Origin of the sequence: Oceanobacillus jeddahensis, from assembly GCF_000750635.1 — a bacterium.
Taxonomy (GTDB): domain Bacteria; phylum Bacillota; class Bacilli; order Bacillales; family Amphibacillaceae; genus Oceanobacillus; species Oceanobacillus jeddahense.
On sequence record NZ_CCDM010000004.1, the window covers coordinates 81,920 to 106,649 of the forward strand.

The 24,730-nt window shown below is 39.1% G+C and carries 23 protein-coding genes; 9 read left to right on the forward strand and 14 right to left on the reverse strand.

Annotated elements, in window-relative coordinates; translation table 11 throughout:
• The first annotated feature begins 43 nt into the window (after nucleotides 1-43).
• Nucleotides 44-931: a glycosyltransferase family protein gene (locus BN986_RS17050; protein ID WP_052400923.1), complete on the forward strand. Its 888-nt coding sequence runs from the start codon at nucleotides 44-46 to the stop codon at nucleotides 929-931.
• 133 nt (nucleotides 932-1,064) lie between these two features.
• On the opposite strand, the gene BN986_RS17055 is transcribed toward BN986_RS17050, so the two are convergent.
• Complete coding sequence (locus BN986_RS17055) at nucleotides 1,065-2,117, reverse strand: polysaccharide pyruvyl transferase family protein (RefSeq protein WP_040982421.1); 1,053 nt, start codon at nucleotides 2,115-2,117, stop codon at nucleotides 1,065-1,067.
• A gap of 70 nt (nucleotides 2,118-2,187) precedes the next feature.
• A complete protein-coding gene (locus tag BN986_RS17060; protein ID WP_040982423.1) occupies nucleotides 2,188-3,258 on the reverse strand; it encodes a glycosyltransferase in 1,071 nt (356 codons plus the stop codon).
• A 1,217-nt stretch (nucleotides 3,259-4,475) separates the two neighbouring features.
• On the opposite strand from BN986_RS17060, the gene BN986_RS17065 reads away from it, so the two are divergent.
• Entirely contained in the window at nucleotides 4,476-5,747 is a 1,272-nt protein-coding gene (locus BN986_RS17065; RefSeq protein WP_040982425.1) for a glycosyltransferase family 2 protein, read from the forward strand.
• Nucleotides 5,748-5,829: 82 nt separating this feature from the next.
• On the opposite strand, the gene BN986_RS25805 is transcribed toward BN986_RS17065, so the two are convergent.
• Nucleotides 5,830-6,930 (reverse strand): glycosyltransferase family 61 protein, encoded by a 1,101-nt coding sequence (locus tag BN986_RS25805; RefSeq protein WP_052400851.1) that lies wholly within the window; start codon nucleotides 6,928-6,930, stop codon nucleotides 5,830-5,832.
• A 166-nt stretch (nucleotides 6,931-7,096) separates the two neighbouring features.
• Between BN986_RS25805 and BN986_RS17075 the strand changes: the two genes are divergently transcribed.
• From BN986_RS17075 to BN986_RS17085, 3 genes are all read left to right on the forward strand, one after another.
• Nucleotides 7,097-8,239 carry a polysaccharide biosynthesis C-terminal domain-containing protein gene (locus BN986_RS17075; protein WP_040982428.1) on the forward strand — a complete coding sequence of 381 codons (1,143 nt, stop codon included), beginning with the start codon at nucleotides 7,097-7,099 and terminating at the stop codon, nucleotides 8,237-8,239.
• 7 nt (nucleotides 8,240-8,246) lie between these two features.
• On the forward strand, nucleotides 8,247-8,984 hold the full coding sequence (locus tag BN986_RS25810; RefSeq protein WP_052400852.1) for a sulfotransferase domain-containing protein: 738 nt from the start codon (nucleotides 8,247-8,249) through the stop codon (nucleotides 8,982-8,984).
• 66 nt (nucleotides 8,985-9,050) lie between these two features.
• Nucleotides 9,051-9,974 carry a glycosyltransferase gene (locus BN986_RS17085; protein ID WP_040982430.1) on the forward strand — a complete coding sequence of 308 codons (924 nt, stop codon included), beginning with the start codon at nucleotides 9,051-9,053 and terminating at the stop codon, nucleotides 9,972-9,974.
• Between the two features lie 144 nt (nucleotides 9,975-10,118).
• Here BN986_RS17085 and BN986_RS17090 read toward each other — a convergent pair whose 3' ends face one another.
• From BN986_RS17090 to BN986_RS17120, 7 genes are all read right to left on the reverse strand, one after another.
• Nucleotides 10,119-11,120: a polysaccharide biosynthesis protein gene (locus BN986_RS17090; RefSeq protein ID WP_040982431.1), complete on the reverse strand. Its 1,002-nt coding sequence runs from the start codon at nucleotides 11,118-11,120 to the stop codon at nucleotides 10,119-10,121.
• Between the two features lie 526 nt (nucleotides 11,121-11,646).
• Nucleotides 11,647-12,444, reverse strand: a complete 798-nt coding sequence (gene cysQ, locus BN986_RS17095; protein WP_040982433.1) for a 3'(2'),5'-bisphosphate nucleotidase CysQ — start codon at nucleotides 12,442-12,444, stop codon at nucleotides 11,647-11,649.
• Nucleotides 12,437-13,045: an adenylyl-sulfate kinase gene (gene cysC, locus BN986_RS17100; protein WP_040982436.1), complete on the reverse strand. Its 609-nt coding sequence runs from the start codon at nucleotides 13,043-13,045 to the stop codon at nucleotides 12,437-12,439. Before cysC ends, cysQ begins: the two co-directional genes overlap by 8 nt.
• Nucleotides 13,046-13,060: 15 nt before the next feature.
• Entirely contained in the window at nucleotides 13,061-14,839 is a 1,779-nt protein-coding gene (locus BN986_RS17105; RefSeq protein ID WP_040982438.1) for an SLC13 family permease, read from the reverse strand.
• Nucleotides 14,840-14,905: 66 nt separating this feature from the next.
• The gene (gene sat, locus BN986_RS17110) at nucleotides 14,906-16,057 is read right to left on the reverse strand and encodes a sulfate adenylyltransferase (protein WP_074435708.1); all 1,152 of its coding nucleotides are present in this window, start codon (nucleotides 16,055-16,057) and stop codon (nucleotides 14,906-14,908) included.
• 238 nt (nucleotides 16,058-16,295) lie between these two features.
• Nucleotides 16,296-16,508, reverse strand: coding sequence for a hypothetical protein (locus BN986_RS17115; RefSeq protein ID WP_040982442.1), 213 nt, complete (start codon nucleotides 16,506-16,508; stop codon nucleotides 16,296-16,298).
• 13 nt (nucleotides 16,509-16,521) lie between these two features.
• Nucleotides 16,522-16,923: a DUF2642 domain-containing protein gene (locus tag BN986_RS17120; RefSeq protein WP_040982444.1), complete on the reverse strand. Its 402-nt coding sequence runs from the start codon at nucleotides 16,921-16,923 to the stop codon at nucleotides 16,522-16,524.
• 945 nt (nucleotides 16,924-17,868) lie between these two features.
• Here BN986_RS17120 and BN986_RS27410 point away from each other — a divergent pair.
• The gene (locus BN986_RS27410; RefSeq protein WP_187378575.1) at nucleotides 17,869-18,021 is read left to right on the forward strand and encodes a hypothetical protein; all 153 of its coding nucleotides are present in this window, start codon (nucleotides 17,869-17,871) and stop codon (nucleotides 18,019-18,021) included.
• Nucleotides 18,022-18,191: 170 nt separating this feature from the next.
• Here the strand turns inward: BN986_RS27410 and BN986_RS17125 are convergent, their stop codons facing one another.
• A complete protein-coding gene (locus BN986_RS17125) occupies nucleotides 18,192-19,187 on the reverse strand; it encodes an SDR family oxidoreductase (protein WP_052400853.1) in 996 nt (331 codons plus the stop codon).
• A 143-nt stretch (nucleotides 19,188-19,330) separates the two neighbouring features.
• On the opposite strand from BN986_RS17125, the gene BN986_RS27415 reads away from it, so the two are divergent.
• Nucleotides 19,331-19,495 carry a hypothetical protein gene (locus tag BN986_RS27415; RefSeq protein WP_187378576.1) on the forward strand — a complete coding sequence of 55 codons (165 nt, stop codon included), beginning with the start codon at nucleotides 19,331-19,333 and terminating at the stop codon, nucleotides 19,493-19,495.
• A 335-nt stretch (nucleotides 19,496-19,830) separates the two neighbouring features.
• On the opposite strand, the gene BN986_RS17130 is transcribed toward BN986_RS27415, so the two are convergent.
• On the reverse strand, nucleotides 19,831-20,691 hold the full coding sequence (locus BN986_RS17130; RefSeq protein ID WP_040982445.1) for a DUF421 domain-containing protein: 861 nt from the start codon (nucleotides 20,689-20,691) through the stop codon (nucleotides 19,831-19,833).
• Nucleotides 20,692-20,782: 91 nt separating this feature from the next.
• Here BN986_RS17130 and BN986_RS17135 point away from each other — a divergent pair, with 91 nt between their 5' ends.
• Nucleotides 20,783-21,121 (forward strand): DUF4363 family protein, encoded by a 339-nt coding sequence (locus BN986_RS17135; protein WP_040982447.1) that lies wholly within the window; start codon nucleotides 20,783-20,785, stop codon nucleotides 21,119-21,121.
• 231 nt (nucleotides 21,122-21,352) lie between these two features.
• Here the strand turns inward: BN986_RS17135 and BN986_RS17140 are convergent, their stop codons facing one another.
• Both BN986_RS17140 and BN986_RS17145 read right to left on the reverse strand, forming a co-directional pair.
• Nucleotides 21,353-23,413, reverse strand: coding sequence for a catalase (locus tag BN986_RS17140; RefSeq protein ID WP_040982449.1), 2,061 nt, complete (start codon nucleotides 23,411-23,413; stop codon nucleotides 21,353-21,355).
• 100 nt (nucleotides 23,414-23,513) lie between these two features.
• Complete coding sequence (locus tag BN986_RS17145) at nucleotides 23,514-24,140, reverse strand: spore coat protein (RefSeq protein WP_040982451.1); 627 nt, start codon at nucleotides 24,138-24,140, stop codon at nucleotides 23,514-23,516.
• A 308-nt stretch (nucleotides 24,141-24,448) separates the two neighbouring features.
• Between BN986_RS17145 and BN986_RS17150 the strand changes: the two genes are divergently transcribed.
• The gene (locus BN986_RS17150) at nucleotides 24,449-24,652 is read left to right on the forward strand and encodes a DUF1657 domain-containing protein (protein ID WP_040982453.1); all 204 of its coding nucleotides are present in this window, start codon (nucleotides 24,449-24,451) and stop codon (nucleotides 24,650-24,652) included.
• The last annotated feature ends 78 nt before the right edge of the window (nucleotides 24,653-24,730 follow it).

A 24,730-nucleotide genomic window follows, 5' to 3' on the forward strand; every position in this document is an offset into this window, starting at 1 on the left:
AAATAGTAAACTTGATCTTAAACAAAAGGCAGGTCGAATGATTATGGAGCAGAAAAAGCTCTTAATGTGTTACGGAAAAACTTCCTTCACCCCTGGACGATACTTGGAGGATGCTTTTCGAAATATCGGAGTAAAGGTGGATGTGTATACATCATCTATCGACTTTTCTAAGGTTGCGCTTGAAGAATATGTCGCAGTTTTATTCGTTGAAAGCCCTTCTGTTCCCGCAGTGAGCGTAAAGCAGATAGATCTTGTAACCATTCCGAAGATTTTTTGGATTCACCATGGAGAGAACCGGCTGAAGACCAATAAAAGTTTAGCCCGGCTTTACCAGCCGGACCTTATTTTAATGGCGCATTCTTTACATTTAGCAAACCATTTCTCTGCGCCGGTCAAATTTTTTCCATTTGCGATGGCAACAGATATTTTTAATGATCATACACCGCTTCAAGACAGACCCGTAGATATTACGTCCGTCGGTACATTAGATCCTGTCTTATACCAAAAACGGATACGAGCTATTAAAAAAATGAAAGAGACGTTTCATGAAACTTATCGACTTTCCTTCCATAAACGGGTTTTCTTACATGATTTAGCGAAAACATATGGTCAATCGAAGCTCGTCATCAATCATGCAGCAGATACCATAAAGAGCCTGAATATGCGTATTTTTGAAGGGATTGGCTGCGGCTCTTTACTGCTAACTGATATTGTTCCTAAGCTGGATACGCTGCTTGAAGACGGAAAGCATCTGGTTCTTTTTGATTCTCATCAGGACCTTTTGGAAAAAATTGAATATTATCTAACACATGTCGATGAAGCACAACGCATTGCCTCTGCCGGCTATCAGCATCTTTTGACATACCATACCTATGAACACCGCGCCAAAACATTATTAAGCTGGGTGGAGAAAGGAATACATTCCTTTTGACAACCTACTTTTTTGCATTGGAAGGTCTGTATTTTTACAGAAGCATTTCATCGAAGTAAACATGTTAACTTGCTCAGCATAAAAAAACTGCCGGTTCTTTGATGACTCAAGTGGACCGGCAGTTTTTTTGTTTTTATAATCCATCTTCAGTAAATATTTTTTCAATCTGTGCACCATATATTTGTTGCTTTTCCCTATATTCTTTCCTTATCTTATCTGCTTCTTGCATCGTTGCATCTGCCAGTTTGATCAGTCTTTTATTTATTTGTTCCTCACTCGTTGACAGAACCAGATGATCCAGACCTAAGGATGCAAACAAATCAAATACTTTAAACCGGTAACCTAAAGCTACAGCGGGCACTCCTGCTGACAAAGAGAGTAAGTTAGGATGAAGTTTGAAATTAATTGTTAACGAACAGATGGAGAGTTTCTTCATCAGCTCCTGCTCTGTATATAATTTCTTTTCAAACAACACTTTTTCCGGTTTATCGATTAATTTATATAACCGCTGGCATGCTGGAAAATCCTCACTCCATACAGCATAAATAAAAACCTTATACCCTTCCGAAATCCATTGCTTTGCTGCTTCAGCCAACTGTCTTTCTATATCCTTCTCTTTATTACCGTATAAATTGTTCATCGTTGTTCCCCAATTGATTCCGATACACTTTTCTTTTTGGACAGCAGCTTGATTCGATTCTAATAATAATCCGGGGTCGCCAATAACCGGAACGTCTGATACTCCGGTTAACGTTTCCAGCACTTTTTTCGTATAAGGCCCTCTGACGCCAACAAAATCAGCCTGTAAAAATACTTCACGCAGCTGTGCTATCTCTTCTCCCTTAAAACGTTGGATAGCAGGCACCTTTTCCCCTTCCTGCATTGCGTACAGTGCAGCTTCCGGAATACGGTCAATCCCGCTTCCCCAGATACAGACTTTCTTTTTCATTTTAATTGCGCGATATAAAAGCTGGATGTAGGTTGGCGCAATTAAAGAGCCTCCTCCTAAAACAATAATATCATAGCGCTCTAAATGCTGGATGTTCACGCCAGGCAGAGAAGGTACAATCGTTATTTGACCGGACCCAAAATACTTACCTGCTCGATCACGAAATAGATTCCATAACAAATCGTCTCCCAGATTTCGATAACCGATCCAGCCAATGTATAAAATCGTTTTATTCATGCTGTACACACCTTTGTTTAAATTTCACACCACCCATTTCGTATGATTTCTTTTTCTGTATTTTAAGCTTTTAGCTGTTCTTTTCCTTATATTCTTTAAAAAACCTTTCATTATATTTCACCTGGCTGTCATGCGGCCGATAGTATTTTGCTTTTTGATTATGCGCTTCAGCCAATTCCTTTTCTCCTGCCTGCCAATAACAGACACAAAGCTGAAGATGCGGGTACCACGTTGCATAGCTTTGCTGCTGAAATCCCTGATGATCATCTGTTTCGATTTCTGTTGCCAAACGGTACCAAATAATAGCTTTTCGGAATAAATTCCTTCCCTTATATAAATCCCCAATCCGGCAGGAAACCTCAGGCCTTGGAACATCATAGGAAATAGACAGCGCCAGCGCCTCAATCTCTTTTTCCGGATTTCCCAGTACCCGGTAACATGCAGCCATATTGATACAGGCACGAATTTCATCTTCCACCCAGCCTTTCCTGGTGGCTAAAAACTCCCGGTAATAAATCACCGCCTTCTGATAGAAACTGTGATCCTTTAATTCATTTGCATAATAAAATAAATCTCTTGGGCTGAATTCTTCTCCCCTCTCTAATCTTTTTTCATATATTTTTAAATTACGGTCATTTGCTGTGTTTGGATCGGATTTATCTCTCTTACAATGCGTTACAGCAATATCGGATGAGATAATATTTCCATAAACCTCTAAATATTCATGAACCGGGCCGATCCATTTGAAGTTCCGGTCCCGTTTTACCAGGCGATTTCTTCGATAGCTGAAGGTTGGATTATCAAATTCATCAAAGGCAATATGATACAGCATCGAAACAGCATCCACCGATTCATCCAGCTCATCCTTCAGCTTTTTAAATTTTTTCTGATCTGCTTCTTGCAGCACATCATCTGCATCCAGCCATAGAATATAAGGAGAAGTCGCCTGTTTGAAAGCAAAATTTCGGGCAGCCGAAAAGTCATCAATCCATTTAAAATCCATTACTTTATCTGTATACTCCCCAGCAATTTGCTTCGTTTTATCCGTTGACCCTGTATCGACAATGATGATTTCATCACAGATGTTCTTGATGCTTTCCAAACATTGGCGCAGCACTTCCTCTTCATTTTTCACAATCATGCAAAGACTTATTTTCACTACATTCACACCACCAATACACAAGATATAATAATATATGTAATGGAAGGGTTATCGGAAACAAGGAATGGAAAAATGGTTGTATGATGAACTTTTTGGTTAACTATATAGCTTGAAATTAATATTTTTCCTTTTGATGCTCGCTATGGAAAAACACTACGCTAGTACTGTGCTTAATCTTAAGACGAATTACTTTATTTTTAAGCATAAAAGACAGTGCTATTAATTCAATTTATATAGGTAACTCAACTTTTGCACCTTAAAAAGTAGCTTTATTTCCATAGAAACAGGAGTTGGTTGTTCCTCCTCTACATTAGTTGACAAATGTGAGGAGGAACAGTGTAAGGCGACCGCTGCGGCGGACCGTTTTGCTTTCCTAGGGGCACGCTCTTCAGCTAACTTTTGCCAAGAAGAACGCTTGGCAAAAGTGGATCTTCAGATGGTGCTGATCCCTCAGGAGTCAAAACGGTCCGCCTCCGCTAGTTGGGTATTCCATATTGGTGAAATAGTTGAACAACTAAAAGGTAGATCAGACAGAACTGATTTTCGTGGTGTATGGTAAAAATGTTCAGCAATTATTCCTTTCTGTACATTAAGGCTATGCACGATATTAATAACCCTGTTGTCATGATTTGAACTGCTAAATCAACCATTTGAAACACCAGAAGAATTGTTTATTTAGGCTCAAAAGCGATTACTTCATCGAACTTCAGCAAGATGTTATTTCTTCCAAACGTTGTAGCATCCTATTAGAGCGCAGGCCAACCACGGAGACTCCTATGGGAACAGGGCGAGCTGAAGATCCACTTGAAAAGCGGTCTTCTTTTCAAGTTAGCTGAAGCCGTCCCCATGGAAAGCGGAGTGGTTGGCCGGAGCGGCGCTATACACAATCACCAATTCCATAATGGCCGGATATTTAACCAAAAGCAAGCATGATAATGGAAATCAGATAGCAAGATATATATGCTTATTCTTAGGTGCAAAAGTTGAGTAGGTAACAATTAAATAAGAATAATCTCATATATATAAAGGGAAACTTTTCTAATCTTGAATACACTAGATAGTTTTTTTACTATCTATCTGTAAACAATAGAATATTTAAAAATTCATTAACTTGACAACATTTATAATCGTAGTCTTAGCCCCAGCCAGTTACACTGCGATAAATAAAAATACCATAAAAGAACGGAGGCTTTCGATTGAAGGATATCACTGCAATACTTGTTTTTTATTCTGATGCAGCTGCCATTCGTAAAGCTTTACAATCTCTAAAAAGAATTGACGACAGATTACATGCTGTTATTGTTCTCCAGGAACAAGCCAAGTCTTTTACTGGAGCGATAAACGAAATGCCTTCTGAGCAATTGCAATATATTACATGGAATGACCCCGGGAAAACATTGAATGACGTGATTCAAAAAATCAACAGTTCCTATGTATTATTTCTTCATGATACAGATTATCTTTCCCCTGCCATTCAAGCTAATTCCCTTCACCTTTCCCAATCAGAACCATTTTTAACAACGAACTTCTACAGTCGCAACATTGCTGTTCACCGTCCATTCCTTGTGTCTACATCTTTTCTGAAAAAGCAGCCCTTTCTATTAAACTCCCAGCTGCCTTTTAAGGAGGCTCTCTTGCCTGCCTGGCTTTTTGATAAATCCACTTCACAGAAGCTCTGTAAAGAAGACCTGGTGCTGCAGTCAAAAAGAAATAACTCTGCCAATATACTGGAAAAGCAAACATTTATGCACAAGTACCAGCTGAAGAAAATCCAAACGGCAAATCCCAGTCTGTCTGTCGTTCTTTCCAATTATAATATGGAGCAATATGCGGAAACAGCGGTTGTCTCCTGCCTGCTTCAAAATACGCTGCCGGAGCAGGTGCTGATTATGGATGACGGCTCAACAGATAACTCTTATTATCGGCTGAAGCAGTGGGACGATGGAAAACTGGTGAGGGTTTTTGAAAAAGAGAATGAGGGAAAGGCAATCGCTTTGAACCGTTTATTGCCTTACGTTACGTCTGACTTCATTTTAGAACTCGATGCTGACGATTGGCTGGATCCGGATGCCATTTCCGTGATGAAAAAACTTTTAGCAGTCCTTTCAGAGGATACAGCTGTATTATACGGGAATCTGCGAAAGTGGAAGCAACTGGCAGGTGATGTGCTCTACAAAGGTGTAGCAAAAGGGAAGCCTGTCAATGGAAGAGCGGGATTGCTTTCTTATCATTTTCCTTTGGGACCAAGGATTTATCGTACTTCTGCTTTAAAAGAAGCCGGCGGATTTCCAGTAATGACATTTAAAGACGGAAAACTTTATGAGGATGTCAGTGTGTTAAATCAATTAATTAAGCATAACCGATTCCAATATCATGATTTCACGGTATATAATGTACGGGAACATAAAAAAAGCATCACCAAAACCCATCGTGCCGACTGGGATGCATTTTTAAAATCGCTGCAATAACGATGATACAGCATAATAATTACCAGCTGCTTTAAAAATGCAGGTGCTTCCCTCAGCACCTGCATTTTTGAAATTCTTCTGACTAACCTATCCCTTCAGCCTTCAAAATCTCTCCTATTTTCTTCACATCCACTACCAGATTTTTAATCACTTCATGTTCTGTAGATACTGGATTTGCATTCCGGCACTTTAGAAAACGATAATCCAAGTCCAAGTATTGTCCAATTTTTATGAATTCATCTGAGGTAGCTGTGAATAACTGAATAATTTTGGTCCCCGGCTGACAGAACATCAAATTTGCAAGTCCGGCGCCATTGGGGCTTATAATCACTTCTGCTGAAGAAAAAATATCGATTTGCTCCTCTACCGTTAATTTGCTCAGTACAACTTTTTTAAATCCTTTTTTAGCCAAAAGTTCCATAAGTTTTCCTTCGTTGGCCACCTTTCTCCACGAAGCATCTTCACGGCTGATATAAATACGTTTATCGTGATTTGTGGATTTGTTGCTCTCCCCCTTCAAAAATACACTTCGCAGAAATTCAATTGTCCATTTTACACACGTCCCTGCATTGAATGGCACGGATGGCAAAATCAACTGTTCCGCTTGCACATGCATCCCCGGCATAAGCTGTAAAACTTTACCCTCAGGGATCCCAAGCATTTTGATGGTTTCCCGCTGGAATGGCGAAGTCAGAGGAGGCAGAACATATTTATCTATCTCAAATCCGCTGAGCTGCAGTAGATGATAGCGTCCTAATGTATCATGCAGCCAATGCCAGTAATTGGTATGTCCCGCCCAAGCAAGAACACCTAATGTTCCTTCAAAAGAGGAAGCAGAAGGAATCGCATAAGACGAAATTTTCTCGAAATAACTCCAATATAAATGGAAAACCATATCGCGAAAGTATGTGTGATCAGGTGCCAGCGCATAAGCCATGCCTTCCCCTTTATCGCACATCCATACACTTCCTTTTTCTATTTTTGAAACATAGGCTTTATCAAATGTATGAATCTCCCCAAATAATGGCGGTTTGACCCAATCCACCCATTCCGGCATATCCCCTTTTGGCAGTGTATATGTTACCGTCTCGTCTGTATAGAATTCTTGATAAACTTCATGTATATCTGCTTTAGGCGTTCTTTTTTCAATCCAATCTTTTGTATGAATAGATAAATCGGCCATATATACATCCCCTTTTTCAATTAACAACCTTGCCTATGCCCTATTTTTTCACATTTCGCCACATACTCCATAATATGTAGAAAAGTATTCAGAAGTGTTGAGCAATCGTCCAACTATTGCAACTGACTGGATCATCGCATGGGTAATAGAAACAGGAGGATAAAACATGCTAAACGTAACCGTAACCGGTGCAGGCGGATTTATCGGTAAGAATCTGATTGCTAGACTGCATAGGGAAAAAGGAGTCTTCGTCAAACAATTTCATCACGGAGACGACTTGTCATTACTGCACGAGTATTTAAACGATACGGATGTTATCTGTCATTTGGCAGGAGTGAACAGACCGCAAAATAGCGAAGAGTTTGCAAGAGTTAATAGAGGGTTGACGGAATCTATTGTTACCTATTTAAAAGAACATCAAAAAACACCGAAAATTATTTTTTCGTCATCCATTCAAGCAGCAGGTGATACTCCTTATGGTTTGAGTAAAAAAGCTGCGGAAGACGTGCTTAAAACTTATCATATGGAGACCGGTGCAGATGTGTGCCTTTACCGTTTACCAGGCGTCTTCGGCAAGTGGTGCAAGCCGCATTATAATTCAGTGGTTGCTACCTTTTGCCATGAAATTTCCCACGATAAAGACATTGAAATCCATGACGCGGACAAAGAGCTTGAACTCGTATATATTGACGATGTTATAGACCGTTTTATAGATTGTCTGGATCAAAAAAAGCCGGAAAAAACGCTCTATTATTCTATTCATCCATCCTTTCATACAACGGTTGGTGAGCTAGCCCATAAACTCTACGAACTAAAGAACATACGGGAATCACTGATCATACCGGACTTGTCTGATAAATGGACGAAATACCTTTATACGACCTATCTCTCTTATTTAGAAACGGATAACTTATCTTATGCATTACCTGTCCATCGAGACGCGAGAGGAAGTTTAACCGAATTAATCAAATCACACCAGGCCGGGCAAGTTTTTATATCCACATCTCGCAAGGGTGTCATAAGAGGGAACCATTATCACCATACAAAGGTAGAAAAATTCTGTCTTATCAAAGGAGAGGCAATCATTACATTAAGGAAGATTGATTCTGATAAATTAATCACCTGTCATGTTACAGATCAAAACATGGAAATCGTAGACATCCCTCCAGGGTATACACATTCCATTGAAAACGTATCCGATGACGAAATGATTGTTTTGTTTTGGGCCAATGAATTATTTGATCCGGAGAACCCGGATACGATCTCCTTACATGTACAGCCGAATACAACGGATGAAAAGAAAGGATGATAAGCTCGTGTCAACAAATGAAAAATATGAATGTCAGGAAGACGATATCTGTCTTGTAGCTTACCCAAAATCAGGGAATAATTTCTTATTATTTCTTATCGCCACATTATTATATCGGAAGAAAATGGACTGGGCTACCAAAGGCATCACGGTCCAAAATGCGTCAAGCGCCCCCATTGCAAACTTGCCTTCCCCGCATCTTGTATGGAGTCATGAAAGCTACGATGCTTCTTACCCGAAAGTCATTTACCTGGTAAGGGATCCGAGAGATGTGGTCATTTCCTATTACCATCATTTCCAGAAATATCATGGCGACAAACGCGATTTTGATACTTTTTTTGACGCCTTTATGAATGGGGATATCACTCCGGGAAAATGGGACACACAAATTGAAAGCTGGTTAGCTAATCAAGAAAAAGTGAAAAATGGTTTTCTACTGGTGAAATATGAAGATCTTCTTGAGGCCCCCGCGAAAGAAGCGAAACGAATCACCACCTTCTTAAACGTGGACAGAACTGAACAAGAAATCAACGAAGCTGTGCATTGGGCCTCCTTTGATAATATGAAAGCATTGGAACAGAAACAAAAAGAACATTTAAATGGTTCTTCAAAGTTTGTAAATCATGCGCTTCCATTTGTAAGAGAAGGCAAGGCAAATAAATGGAAATCTGTTTTAAGCCAAGATCAGCAGCAGCAAATTCATCAATCCTTTAGTAAAACGTTATCCAAACTGAGGTACAAATAAAGGCCTATATCCAAACGCCTTCCTAAGCTGAAGGCGTTTTTATCTCCAGAAAGGTGTGATCATTCCTTGCTGAAAATATTACTGATTACGGCCGACACCTCTTGTTTTACGAATAATAATTACCATGATTTCGAATTGGAATTAGCAAAACGGACCCATTTAATGGTCTATCGAAAATCCGGTCCGATCCAAAAAATATTGCGTAAGATTCCTGAAAAGCCAGATTTCATTTTCATTATCAATGACGTAGGTAAAACATTTGCTCCTGTTGTTACTGGTTTATCTGATATCAACATTCCTGCAGGTCTGATGGTAAATGACGCACACCGTTTTGTAGAACAAAGAAGAAGGTATATCACTCGCAGCAATATCCGCACTTTCTTTGTTATCTGCCGCCATAATTTTTACTATCATTACCCCGAGCAAAAACAGCATCACGTCTTTTTTCTCCCCCAATTTGCCAATACTGCCATCTTTAAAGATTATGGAAAGGAAAAAACAATCGATTTGATGATGCTGGGAGAAGTTTCTTTTCCAGAAATTTATCCGTTACGGAAAAAGATATTACAGCATTATCAAGATGACCCTCATTTTTTCAATCGTCCGCATCCGGGATGGCAAGATTTTACAAGCAAACAGGCAGAGATATCATTAATTGGAGAAAATTATGCCAGAACCATCCAGCAGGCGAAATTGTTTTTTGCATGCGGCTCTGTACGCCAGGTGGTGACTTTTAAGTATTTTGAAGTGCCGGCATGCCGCACATTACTTTTGGCTCCGGCCTTACCGGAACTGAAAGAAATTGGCTTGATGCCAGGAGTTCATTTTGTGGATATAAACGCGGAAAACTTTCCCGAAAAAGCGGAATACTATCTTAAAAATACAAAAGAGCGGGAAAAAATTACTGAAGCGGGTTATCAGTTTGTGCATCACCATCATTCAACCGCTCACCGGGCAGAACAGTTCATTCAGCAAGTAAAACTTGTCTAAAAACTCCATCAAAAATAGTGAGTCCTCCGCAAAAGGAGGCTCACTATTTTCCTGTTTTCTGGGGGTTGTCCCAGACCTATTCCCAAAATCAGTGTTTTTTTGATATTTTCAATCCTTTTTTGTGCTTTTTCACAGAATGTTTCGTTAAACAGTTTTTGAATTAATAACATCCGCTTTCATAAGAATTTGTTCAATTTCACTGAATGACATTAATTCATCATCGGATTGATATCGTGTGAAGGTGGCCTTTGGTAAATGCTTATATCTGTTCTTTACCTCTTCTGAAGCATTATCAGGTAAAATAACATAGTAATTTTTATCATACTTATAAGCGTTCCGGGATTCGGCAGTGGATACTAATACCTCATGAATTTTCTCTCCTGGCCGGATACCAATCTCCTTGATGCTGATTGCTTTTTCAGCAAAATGTTTTTCCATTACATCGATTAAGTCGACAATCCGGCAAGCTTTCATTTTCATAACAAATATTTCTCCGCCAACCGCTTTTTTGGAAGCGTATATTAGTAAATCAATGGCTTGGGAAACAGTTAAGAAAAAGCGTGTCATTTCTTTGGATGTAAGCGGAACGGTATGATGCTTGACGATTTGTTCTTTGAAAAATGGGATTGCACTGCCATTTGTCCCGATAACATTACCGCCACGAATACAGACAAAGCGTGTGTGATTACTTATTTGATCGGCCTGAATGATCAGCTTTTCACCAATTGCTTTTGTATGCCCATATAAATTGATTGGTTCCACTGCTTTATCGGTCGAAACATTAATGACTTTCTTTATTTTTTGATTTAAACTCGCTTTGATAATATTCTCTGTTCCATTCACGTTGGTTTTTATTGCTTCTAAGGGCTGTTCTTCACATATAGTTACATGTTTCAGTGCAGAAAGATGGAATAGATAGTCCACATTTTTTGCTGCTTCATTAACTGCTTCAAAGTCTCTTACATCCCCAATTATAAATTTTAAACTAGGATGATCCGAGAATTCTCTTTTCATTTTCACCTGGGAAAATTCGTTACGTGAAAAAATCCTTATTTCTTTGGGTTGAAATGAGAGCAGTTTTTTAACGAGTTCATATCCCCAGGAACCCGTTCCTCCGGTAATCAATATAGTTGTATTTTGAAACACATTTAAACACTCCTCCAGGAATAATGCCTATTATTTATATCAGCAAGATAATAGATAAGCTGATGATTTGGATGCGATGTTTCGCAAACAGTACCAAGATCCTTTCGTTTACTCCTTTTTGGTAACTGACATCATTGCATTCAAATAGGTTATACCTCAATTTATGAAAAAACTAGTAGACTGTACATGATAGTCGTTTAAATAAAAAGAAAAGAGGCAGTTGCTGCGAGTACAAATGCGTTGTCTATACAGTTAGAAAAACTAACTATTTTGCATATGAGATACTATCTTAGAAAGTAAGATAAGATGATTGATATTCATTGCGAAGATTAACAAGACTAGCAAATTATAAAGGATAAACTTCTTTTTGATAGATTCTATAATGGAAACAGCATTATAATTTGACGTAGAAAATGGTGGAAACGCTGATTCCATATAAAAAGCAAATCGATGAAACGATAGACTAGTCAAGGTAAATTCCAAAACGGAATAAAGTGCTTCTCCTGTCAAAAAATGAATGATTACCTTAGCGCTTTACGAAAAACCAGCCATTTTTCAAATTCTCCCGATTATAATAAAAACGCTCATTATCCTCATACCGCGACATGGTTCCGCCGGCAGCTTCCACAATCGCCTGACCTGCTGCGGTATCCCATTCCATTGTTGGAGCATAGCGTGGATAATAATCTGCTTTTCCCTCTGCTACAAGGCAAAACTTCAGAGAACTTCCCGCTAAGACGTTGACTGTATGATCGTTACGTAGTTCTTCAATAAATGCTTCCGTTTCTTCTGACATATGAGATCGGCTTGCGATAACTTTGACAATGTCGCTCGGTGCAGTACTCGGCAGCTGCATACTCTGTTCTATCAACGCCTTATCATCAGCCGGATTCATACGTGATGCTCCTTCTAATTTAAAAGCGCCCAGATCGGTCTTTCCGAAATAAAACGTATCCAACACCGGGACATAGATAACCCCCATCACAGGGTAGCCTCCTTCAATCAACGCAATATTTACTGTAAACTCGCCATTTTTCTTAATGAACTCTTTTGTACCATCGAGCGGATCTACAAGGAAAAACACAGACCAGTCCTTGCGTTTTGCATATGGAATCTTCCTTCCTTCTTCACTCAAAATAGGAATCTCTCCATATACATTCTGAAGTCCTGCAATAATTGCCTGATGCGAACGCTGATCAGCTGCTGTAAGGGGTGAGCCGTCTCCTTTTGTCTCCACAAAATAATCCCGTTCATAAACATTCAGAATCTCCCGGCCGGCTTCCAATGATATATCCAGCAGGGTCTTTAAACTCACATTAATCATTTATGAGATATCCTTTCTTTTTCAAATAAGACATAAGCTTCTGTACCGATTCCTCTATGCTTTCTACATCCGTATTCACTATGATTTCTGGATTTACCGGTGCTTCGTATGGTGCATCAACTCCGGTAAAACCTTTCATTTTACCAGCACGCACTTTTTGATAAAGCCCTTTTGGATCACGTGCTTCACATGTTTTAATACTTGCATTTACAAAAACCTCAATAAATTCACCGTGCCCCATCATTTTACGTACCTCATTACGATCTTCGCGATACGGTGAAATAAAAGCTGTCAATACAATCAATCCGGCTTCCACCATCAGCTTGGATACTTCCCCGATGCGGCGGATGTTTTCTTTACGACCGTCCGGACCAAAACCAAGATCTTTATTTAATCCATGGCGGATGTTATCTCCATCCAAACGATAAGTTCGAACACCTAAGTGATGCAGTTCTTTTTCCAATTCAACTGAAATAGTCGATTTTCCAGAGCCAGACAGCCCGGTGAACCATACGATAGCACTTTTATGATTATTCAAATCTCTGCGCTGTTCTTTTGTTACTTTTGAATAATGCCATTCAATATTTTGAGAATCAGTCATAACGATTCCCCCCTTCTAAAACCATAGATGATAAATAATCAAAACGGACGTCACCATTACTAATAGACTAAGTGGAAGTCCTACTTTTACGTAATCTGTGAACGTATATCCGCCTGGACCGTATACAATCAAATTCGTCTGATAACCGATTGGTGTAACGAAACTTGCTGAAGCGGCTACCGCAATAAGGACAGCTATCCCCATTGGGGCAACATGAAGCGTATGAGCCATTTCAATTCCGATTGGAAGCATCATAACAGCCGCTGTGCTATTGCTTACAATTTCTGTAAATAAATTCGTCAAGAAATAGATCATAAACAAAATAATCAGCAAACCCAATGGCTTGCCAATATCCAACAAAACGTCTGCGATCCATTCCGCCAGCCCCGTTTTTCTCATCGCTACGCCAATCCCGAATGAGCTGGCAATCAACAGTAGAACATTGAAATGAACATATTTTTTAGCTTCTCGAGGCGTAATAATTTTCGCAGCCAAAAACACCACCACGGCTAATGCCACCGCTTTAAACATACTGAGCCATCCAAGTGTTACTGTCCCGATCATCCCGAGTAGCATGATAATGGAGAACCAGCCTTTTTTTGTACTCTGTTTCAGAACTGTTGACGTATCCAATGAAGATACAACAAAAAAATCATTCGACCGCTGGTATTTTTCAACAAAATCGGTCCCAGTCAAAAGCAATAATGAGTCTCCGGGCTTCAAAACAATGTCCCCGATCTTGCTCTTGATCCGTTCATTATTCCGGTGTACTGCAATGACACCAGCATCATATTGTGAACGAAACTTCGATTGTTTAATGGACTTGGATAAAAGAGATGACTGGTCTGAAACAACTGCATCCACTAAATGAGTTGTTCCATCTTTCAGTTCATCGAGGTCAATATTCGTCCCTGTTTCCAGCTCCAATCCCTTTATTTTCTGTAAATCAGCAATGGTTGAAATCAAACCGGTAAAAATCAGACGATCCCCAATTTGAATAACCGTTGTTGGCCTGACCGGCGAAATCCGTTCATTCCCACGGATAATCTCAATCAGATAAAGCCCTTTTAAATCACGCAGACCGGCTTGCTCCACACGCTTGCCAAGCTGCCCGAAAGCTTCTGTTACTTTCATTTCGGCAATATATTCCTTAGGTTCTTCTTTACGTCTCTGACTGAAGCCTTTATTATCCGGCAGCAATTTATATCCGATTATAAATAAATAAAGGAGCCCTACCAAAGTGACAGGAATACCAACTACAGCTAAAGTGAATAAGGAAAATCCCTCCAGCCCAAGATCCAGCAGCAAGCCATGAATGACCAGGTTCGTAGATGTTCCCATTAACGTTATCATCCCGCCCAGGATAGTAGCGTAAGACAATGGGATCAAAAACTTCGATGGAGCGATTCCGCGGTCTTCACACCACTTTTTAATAATCGGGGTAAGTGTCACCACAATCGGCGTATTATTCAAAAAAGCCGAAAACGCAGATGTCGGTACAAAAAAACGGATCATTGAACCTCTCCGACTACGGCTGTTTTGCAGCCATTTTTCCATCATCTGATGAATCAAACCGCTTTTCTGAATGACACCTGCAACAATGAACAATAACGCAACCGTTAGCATTCCTTCATTGGAAAAGCCACTTAATGCCTCCTCAGCTGTCAAGATGCCGGATAGCATCAATATAACCAACACGGAAAAAATAACCATGTCTGGTCTGGCCACTTCGAAAACCAAAGCGACAAACATGGCCAGAAGTAAAATCAGAACAAACATCATTTCCAATGTCATAAGGTATCAGCTCCTCTTTTAATACGTATTCAAAAGAAAAAAGAGCTGTCTTTTGAACCACCGTTATTATTTTTCCTGCATTCCTTTAATCAGTACATCAGCAACTTCCGGACGTGAAAATTCTTTTGGCGGACGTTTACCATCGCGCAACATTTCACGCACCTTTGTACCGCTTAAATGGACATGATTTTCCTTTCCATGCGGGCATGTTTTTCCGGATGCCATATTTTCACAGACTATACAGTAAAACGCATGTTCAAATTTGAAAATCTGCATACCCAATTCTTCTTCATATTGACCAATCAACATTTGTGCATCGAATGTGCCATAGTAATCACCGACACCAGCGTGGTCCCGCCCAACGATGAAGTGTGTGCAACCATAGTTTTTTCGTACAATGGCATGTAGAATAGCTTCTTTCGGGCCCGCATAACGCATGGCTGCTGGGTAGATGACAAGGCGTACCCTGTCTTCTACATAGTAGTTTTTCAAAATCACTTCGTAGCTTTTCATCCGAACGTCGGCTGGAATATCATCTGACTTGGTTTCGCCGACAAGCGGGTTCAGCAGCAATCCATCCACCGCCTCAAGAGCCGTTTTTTGAATATATTCATGGGCACGGTGAACGGGATTCCGTGTCTGAAAACCAACAATTGTTTGCCAGCCTAGGTCCGTAAACATTTGCCTTGTTTCAGCTGGATCCATATAATATGCTGCAAACTGACTGTGATCTGGCCGCTGAAGCAGCGTAATCGGTCCGCCCAGATAAATATTCCCTTTTTCATAAACTTTCTTCACACCTGGATGTGCCGCATCAGTCGTTCCATAAATATGGAAGGCTTCTTTCTTTTTATCGTAAGCGTACTTTTCCTCCAGGGTGATTATTCCATAAAGGATGCCATCTTTTCCTTTAAGGGCAATTTGATCACCAACGTTGAATTTTTGAGCTTGTTCTTCTGAAGCCGGTAGAGTAATCGGAATACTCCAGATGGTGCCATCCGCAAGACGTGTATATTCAACAACATTTTCATAATCAGCCTGACCCATAAAACCTATCAGCGGACTGAATCCCCCTACTCCAATCAATTCCAGATCAGAGAGCACCCAGGAGTTCACAGATAAGGATGGAAGCTTTTCAGCATTCCTTGTCGCCTCATCTCTTAGTTTCCCTGTTAATTCACGACAGATTAATTTTCCACCATGTGGTTGATTAACCATAAAAATCACCTCCGAATTCCAGTTTTATTAACGTAATATATTGAACAGTGATATAGGAAGAAACTACACTTGACTTAAATTCGTGTTATAAATGATGCGGAAATAAACTTCACAGATATCATTAAATGATTGAAATGAATAGAATACCCCGGCTATCAAGCCAGGGTATCTTTTATCCCACTATCCTCTCAAAATGGGCAGTTTATCCCCGAAACATTTCTCGGTAATATTATCTTTTCTACACTGCTACAGGAAAACGGACGAAGTTGATCGCATCTACTGAAATATATAATTTGACATTATCTCCATAACCACTTGTAACATCAATAACCAGAGCTAACTCAGCGGTAACCGTGGAAAGAATACCTTCAATTAAATTATTATCCGTAGCAACTTCAACTCTTGTTCCAATTCGATTACCTAGTTCAGCAGCAAACGTTGCTTCAAACATGTAAACCCCTCCTTTACGAATTACTGACAAATTCAATTTTTTCAATTCGGACCAGTGCTTGAGCACCAGAAGATTCAATAATCACAACATAGTCATCTTGGACGGCAAGCAGTGTTCCAGATATTGTGTCAAAAGGAGTCGTGACCTGCACTTGTTCGTTTACTAAACTCAGTAAGACTTCTCTGATGTTTGTTGGAGTGCTTGGAGGTGCCGGTGTTCCTCCTCCCCAGTTACCAAAACCTAAATTTAAATTATTATTAGAATCTAGACTGAATCCTGGCAGATTCAGAGAAAAGTGATTACTTAACGTGCTATCATTACTGGTATCATTAGCACTATTGGTGGTCACTGCGTTTTGAGACAAGAGGTTTAACAAATTTACTAACTTTCTTTGACGTTCTGTTAAATTAGCCAAGCTTGTTCATTCCTTTCCATAATGTTTTGGAGTCGCCTTTTTAATCAAAAGAAAACCCACAAACGAGAAATTAACTGCCCTTTACTGACAGCTAACATCCCTTGTCATTGATTCCTTTACAAGCTCATACCCAGACTGGCTGTCACACCATCATGATACTGCTTAGTAAGGAATCTGCTATTTGCGTGTCCACGCATGAGATTCCGACGTATTCCGCAGATTTATTAGTGTCCTATTCCACGAATACTTACTTGCTATGGTAGACTTTACTCCATCTTGTGTGACAGCTATACCATAGTGTTTGTCCTAGTATTTGGAGTCGTAATTGCTATATTTCAGGGCAAAATCTTTAACGTTTCTCCCCCACTTATCGTAAAAGTTGCATATAGGGAAATAGAATTTAACGGAATAACGTCATTTTGCTATTATAAATAACACTCCTTTCATATAGATATAAAATAAGTTATGCCTGTTTTTATTGGTTAGATTGTACACATTCATTAAAATATCGTTTTCTAAACATAAAGGGCTGGACGAAACTCATAAAACGAAACTTCATTCAGTGGGAGTTTTCGATACACAACTCTTTACGATGGGACGAGTAATCGTAATGGCTTTCGGTGGGGGTGAATAATCACAGTCCTAACCTCAGGAAGTCGCGAACTTAGTCTGCTGCTTTTCTCCCACTGAATTAGACTGAGTGATTCAGGAGGGGAGCTCACCTGATCTCCCGCCTAAATAAATTTATTCTTATTCTTTATTTGGAGGCAAAAGTTTTACGGGCGCTTCTCCGTGATAAAATAAAGAAAAATAGTGACTTCATACATTTTTGATAGAAGTCACTATTTTTCAAGGTATTTTTATAAGTCTGTCTTCTAAGCATAAGATTCGAGAAAAAGGAAATCATTAAAATGGAGGATCGATTACTGAAATGAGGTGATAGCAATGAAATTCAAAAAGCTGACTTTATGTATGATGACTTGCATCATTTCTATGGGAATGTTGTTTGGGTGCGGTACTACACAAGATGAACAGGAGCAAGACAAGCCCTTTGAAAATCCACAGCGGGATGATTGGGGTGGAAAAGGGAACCAATAATGGCTATTCATGAAGCCATCATATCTTAAATGAGGCTTCATGAATCAAAAAGTCAGCTTATCTGAGCTCCTATCTAAATAGATTTCATTTTTCCGTTAATTTTGAGGTGATAGTTTTTAGAATATATTCAAGCTATTTTATAATGCAGCCTCTTCTATATAAATCGACTTTTAAGAATTGGTTGATTCTCCCCCATCTACATGGAGTACTTGACCAGTAACATGTCTGGAATCATCCGATGCCAGATAAACAAAAGTCGGTGCTACTTCAAAAGGTTGAGCCATGCGATCAAATAAATTCCCTCCAGTTAAGGCATTTTCATCTGCAGAAAAACTTGCTGGAATAAGCGGTGTCCAAATTCGACCGGGAGCAATCGCATTCACCCGGATCTGCCGTTTAGCAATATTTTTCGCTAAAGAACGTGTCCATCCGACAATAGCCCCTTTGGTAGCTGCATAATCCATTAATAAAGGTTCTCCCGCATAAGTAACCACTGACGACGTTCCAATAATGGAGCTTCCCGCTTTTAAATGAGGCAGTGCTGCTCTCGTAGTGTAAAAATGCGAATAAATATTTAATTTGAAGGTTTGATCAAATTGTTCATCCGTGATTTCAGTCACGTCATTTTGCTGAAATTGAATTCCGACATGATTACATAAAACATCCAATTTATTAAAGTGATTGATTGTTTCCATAACAATATGTTCGCATTGCTTTTTTTCACGTAAATCTCCCGGCAATAATAAGCATTCCTGGCCAAGCTCCTCTATCCTTCTTTTTGTCCGTTCAGCATCCTCATGCTCATTTAAATAAGCAATTGCAACATTAGCCCCTTCTTTCGCAAAAGCAATCGCCGCCGCAGCTCCCATTCCACTGTCACCTCCTGTTATCAGCGCCACTTTCCCCTCTAATTTCCCGCTTCCTTTATAGTTTGGATTCTCAATAATTGGTTTTGGCACCATTAACCTTTCGACGCCCGGCTGAATCAGCTGTCGTTGTTCCGGTTGTGTAAGAGGCACCTCTTCGTATTGGGTAATTTTACCGTATATCGGGTAATACGGATATGGATCTTCTATTTTATTTTCTTCAAACCATTGCTGGTATGCCCGGATTTGTTTCAGCGCTTCCTCTGACAATAAATCCCGGTCATTATTTTGATTTTTCATAACGATCTCACCCTCCTTTTCATAGGCTATGATTAGGCGGACGCATATGTGAAGCAATATGGCATTTAGGTTCTTTCGTTTCGCATGCATATGTTAAACACGTCCCGTAAACAACTTAGAGTTTTACAGAAGGAGGCAATAAGTTGGAATTTGAATTTCACCCTAAGGTCAAACGCTTATTAGAAAATAAAGCAGAAGAGCTGAAAATGCATTACCTGAACTATAGCTGGAGTACACCGTCGATCAAAATCAGACCGCCATATTATACCGACCCTGTATATGAACCTTTTTATCCGCATATTCTTTGACGGAAATATTTTAGAAATGAATGTTGAGTGCAAATGGTCTTAACTGAAAGATTACAGATATTTGCAATAGACAGATAGAATGAATCGGCTTTAATAAAAGACATGGCAGTTACTCCTAAAAATTCGTGAGTAACTGCCATGTCTTTTTCGCTATATCCTGTCTATAGATCTTTCTTAATCTGTTCTATTTCTTGTGCTGTTAGTTCTGTTGCTTCCTTTATTTGTTCCTCATCTATTTTTAACAGAAGTAACTTTTTAGTTTTAAGCAGCAAAAGCAGACACACCTAGATTAGAAATCAATCTGCCTACAACATCTCAATAAAACTCCGCTTCCTTCACTTCAAATAAGGCAATACCGTATCCAGCACTTTTTGAACCTCTGCTGCTTGCTCAGCATATAATTTCTTAGCCTCAGGGTCATCTGTCTGGAATGAAAACCCCTCTAAATCAGCCTGTATCTTTTTTAGTGAAGCTGCTAGCAGTGGTCTTTCTTCTACCTCCGTTTTTGCATATTGATCCTCAAATAAATCAACATACAAGCTACCGCGAGAATCAATTTGAGCCAAAAAAACATCCCTTACCTCTTCAGCTCCCTGCTTTTGAACTTCTCCTATTAACCATTCCTTCGAGTAACCAAGATTCTCCAAACTCTTTTTCATTATTTTACCGTCCATAATTAAGATGGCAGGGCCATGCTCCTGTTCCAATGGAACCCCTAATGTTTGTGGAGTAACTGGCTGTTGATTGGTCTTCAACATAACACTCAGCTCGCCATTTGTTTCTAAAACAGCCATTTCTACATCAGAAACTTTAAATGTTCCTTTTTCCCTTAACAGCATCAATAATTCATTAATGGTTATTAAACTTTTCTTCATATTCTTATCTAATACTTCTCCATTACGAATTAATATCGTTGCTTTTCCATCAGTTATCTTTGAAAAAATGATTGATTTCATCCCAAGGTATGCAAGGGTAATCGGGAAGAACCCCCAAATAATCAATGAGACTAGTCCATTAATTATTTTTACGTTTTGATCCACTGACAACGTAGCAGCTATGGAACCGATAGTAATTCCTACACAATAATCAAAAAAAGTGAGCTGTGAAATTTGCTTTTTTCCCATCATCCGCGCCATTAAAAATAATAAAAAGAAGGCTGCTATTGAACGGATTAGTACCAATACAATCTCTGGCATTTTCCTATTCCTCACCTTTCTAAAATACGTAATATATTAGTATTATCGGACAAACTATATATACCCATTCATAAAACAAGGAGAATTAGAAATGAAGAAGCAAATAATCATTTTTACGCTTTTATTTATCATACTTTCTGGATGCGAAAATCAAGTTGGAGGAGATTATTTCTTTGATCATATTGACCAGCTTGAACAGTCTTTAGAGGAGCCAAAATGGGACGAAATCATGACTCAAGCAGAAGAATTAAAAAATATTTTCAACAATCACAAATGGAAAATCCAATTGATAGGTGATGAGGATGAATATGAGGGGTTACATGAAAGTATTAACAATCTTATTGCGGCAGCTAAAGAAAAAGATTCTACAAGTACCAGACTTGAACTTGCTACTGTCAGATCATTCTTGGAGGATATTTATTCCTTATAGTTCAAATTAGCAAAACAGGTATATTCAATATTATTCCATCCATTGCTTTTATAGTTGCAATTTCATACACACTAAAAAAGTTAATAACGCGAGCAGCGGAATTCCTTTTAATTGATTAATTATTGCTAAGGAATCTTGGCCCCTGGATCATCCCCTCTTTTTCCATTTACATTATATTATATTTATTAAAGAAAAAAGGCCTCTCTAACATGCAGAGAACCCTTTTTTTCCTTATGATATACTTCTGTCCCAGAAGCGATGCGCTGCAATTGCATCAATGAATTGCTTGGAAAAATCATCTGGCTGCTGCTTATTTATAACAACACCCGTTTTGCTTGGTAATTGCTTTTCTTTAAACCATTGTTCCCCTTCGTTCGAGACAGCAATCGGTTTAAAATGATCAAATGCTTCCTGCATAAACATTTTAGCCTTTTTCTCAAACATTTTATCTGCTTTCGTTCCTCCAGCAATATACACGGCATCAAAAGCAACCGACGAATCGGTAAGAAACGTATGCTTCGCTTTAAGTGTACTGTTGTCATCTGCTGTGATCGAACCGAGTCTGTCACTTAATATCGCAACCTGGACTTTGGCTGTTTGCAGATTCTCAATAACTTTTTTTACCTCCGCCCCATTAAATCCATCTGAAATAATGACAGCTGTTTTACGCGTTTCTGCCAACTTTGGTGTGTTCTCCTGACTTAATGCAGGGGACGCTTTTGTTACCTTGCTTTGAATATTTGCAGGTGGTACGCTTACATCAAGTTTTTGTGCAATCGCAGCAGCCAATCCGTGATCTACTTTACCGAACATATCAACAATCTTTTGTTGCACTGGCTTATACTGTACTTTCCCAACTTCAAAACTAAAACCATCAATAATATGCTGTTTTTCCGCATTACTCATGCTATTCCAAAATAACTTTGCTTGACTGAAATGATCTTCGAAACTTTTACTTCGAGATTGAATTTTTCTTCCCTCAATCTTTTCCTGATAGTGGGCAAACCCGCCATTCTTTTCATCTACTGTATGGGGTGAGTTGCCTGCTAAAGCATTATTTCGATAAGAGACCTGCCCCTTATTAATCGTTTGTCGATGAAACCCATCCCGTTGATTATTATGGAACGGACAAACAGGACGGTTAATCGGTATCTCATGAAAGTTTGGACCGCCAAGACGGAGCAGCTGGGTATCCGTATAGGAAAATAAGCGTGTTTGCAGCAATGGGTCATTTGTAAAGTCAATCCCAGGTACTACATTCCCTACATGAAAGGCAACTTGTTCGTTCTCTGCAAAAACATTATCCACATTTCGATTTAAGGTCATTTTTCCAATAATACGTACAGGAACGTCCTCTTCCGGCCAAAGTTTCGTGGAATCAAGAATATCAAAATCAAATTTAAACTCATCTTTTTCTTCTAAAATTTGGACACCTAGCTCGTATTCCGCATAATTCCCCATATTAATTGATTCCCACAGATCACGGCGGTTAAAAACAGGATCTTTTCCGCCTAGTTTTTTTGCTTCATCCCCAACAAGAGAATAAGTCCCTAATACCCGTTTCCCATGAAACTTAACAAAATGAGCTTTTCCTTCATCGTTCACAAATCGAAACGCATGAACACCAAAGCCTTCCATCATTCGAAAGCTTCGAGGAATTGCCCGATCACTCATAAGCCACATAACCATGTGTGCACTCTCCTGATTTTGTGAAACCCAATCCCAAAATGTATCATGAGCACCGCTTGCTTGTGGCATTTCATTATGCGGCTCAGGTTTAATGGCATGGACAACATCAGGAAATTTCATACCGTCTTGAATAAAAAAGATAGGAAAATTATTGGCAACTAAGTCAAAGTTCCCTTCTTCTGTATAGAATTTCGTTGCAAACCCTCTAACATCTCTAGGTGTATCCTTGGAACCTCGTGAACCGACAACTGTAGAAAAACGGGTAAAGACTGGTGTTTTCACATTCGGATTTTGTAGGAATTTTGCTTTTGTATAAGGTTTCATGGATTCATATAACTCGAATTCTCCATGAGCAGAAAAGCCGCGTGCGTGCACAACACGTTCCGGGATTCGCTCATGATCGAAGTGGGTCATTTTTTCACGGAAATGGAAATCTTCCATTAAGGTGGGACCTCTTTCTCCGGCTGTTAAAGATACCTCATCCTCCGATAGTTTAACACCTTGATTCGTGGTCAGCTCTTTATCCTCGCTATCTGCACTCCGAAAATATTCTAATTGTTCATTTTTGCTGTTTGCATTTACTTTTTTATCTTCATTTATCATATGGTCGAACTCCCTTTCTAAATGTAATAACATGTTATTGTTTTAGCTGACAATTGATCGGCTAAACAATACGTCCCCTTCAAACAGGAGGGGCGAGTCTTTAATGTAAAGGGGGTTTTTGTGATGAAACGGCGGCAGGTGCATATCCTTCCTGCATCTGCATCATATCTTGCGGTGTCAACTGTGGTACTTGATAATATCCATGTTTGTTTTGGTACAAAGAAATTTCATAAGCCATTTCAATACAGTTTGGAACAGAATCAGCAAGGACTCTGCGTACAACGGGATTCGTAACTTCTAATGCTGCTCCAGCTTTGGCTGGTACAGTTGACTTAACGGCACTTAACATGCTATTAGCAATCGTTTCATCATTTATTTCTGTTGATGCTTGCATTGGTTTTTTAGGTTGAGACGCTTTTAACCCATAAGTGAAATTATTATTTTGTTTCATTTTATAACTTTGCGTAGGCTTTGCGGGATCTTGACCCGTTTTAAAACATTCTAACGTAATATTATATTCATCTTGCATGAACGCTTTTTGACGTTCTAAAATGTCGCGAAGTTCCGGGTCCCTAACATGTTCGTTAAGCATTGTAAAGGTGTTCATCGTATTAATCGCTCCTGATAACACCTCGTGAACATCAAACATTTCATGTCCTCCGTGGTTCATTTGTGGCGGGACAGCATTTGTATTCATTTGTTCGTTTTGCATTTGGTTATTTTCCATAAGAATCCTCCTAGTTAATTTTCTTTCAATAATATGGTGACTAAAATAACGGTCAAATATACGTTTTTTTTAAATCATTCTAGAATTTACAAAAAGAAAAACCATAATCTATGATTTCTCTATAACAACTGATTATTAAATAACTAAAAAGTGGAAAAACATTAACCTTTTCACTTATGTAGGATTATATTACAAAATTATAATCATTATTGCAGAAAACTGGAACTAAATGGAAATTAATCAAAAGAATAAAAAGCCTATGTTACTGCAGAATAATAGTGCGCATCAGCAAAGAAAGGGTGAAGGAAATGACTGTTGGAACAGAAGTAAAGCAAACAATTGCAGGATTAAAGAGTGCACAAGCTAGTTTTGAACAATTCTCTTTACAAACAGACAATAAACAGGCTAAACAACTTTATCAGCAAGCTGCACAACAAACACAAGCAATATTGCAGAGTGTTGAGCCTAGAATGCAAGAATTGGAAAAAGAAGAACCACAATATAAACAATAACGAAAAAGAGGCAATTGCGCCTCTTTACATACTTGTGAAAAATGACGTTGAATCAAAGACACCCAACTCCATGTATTT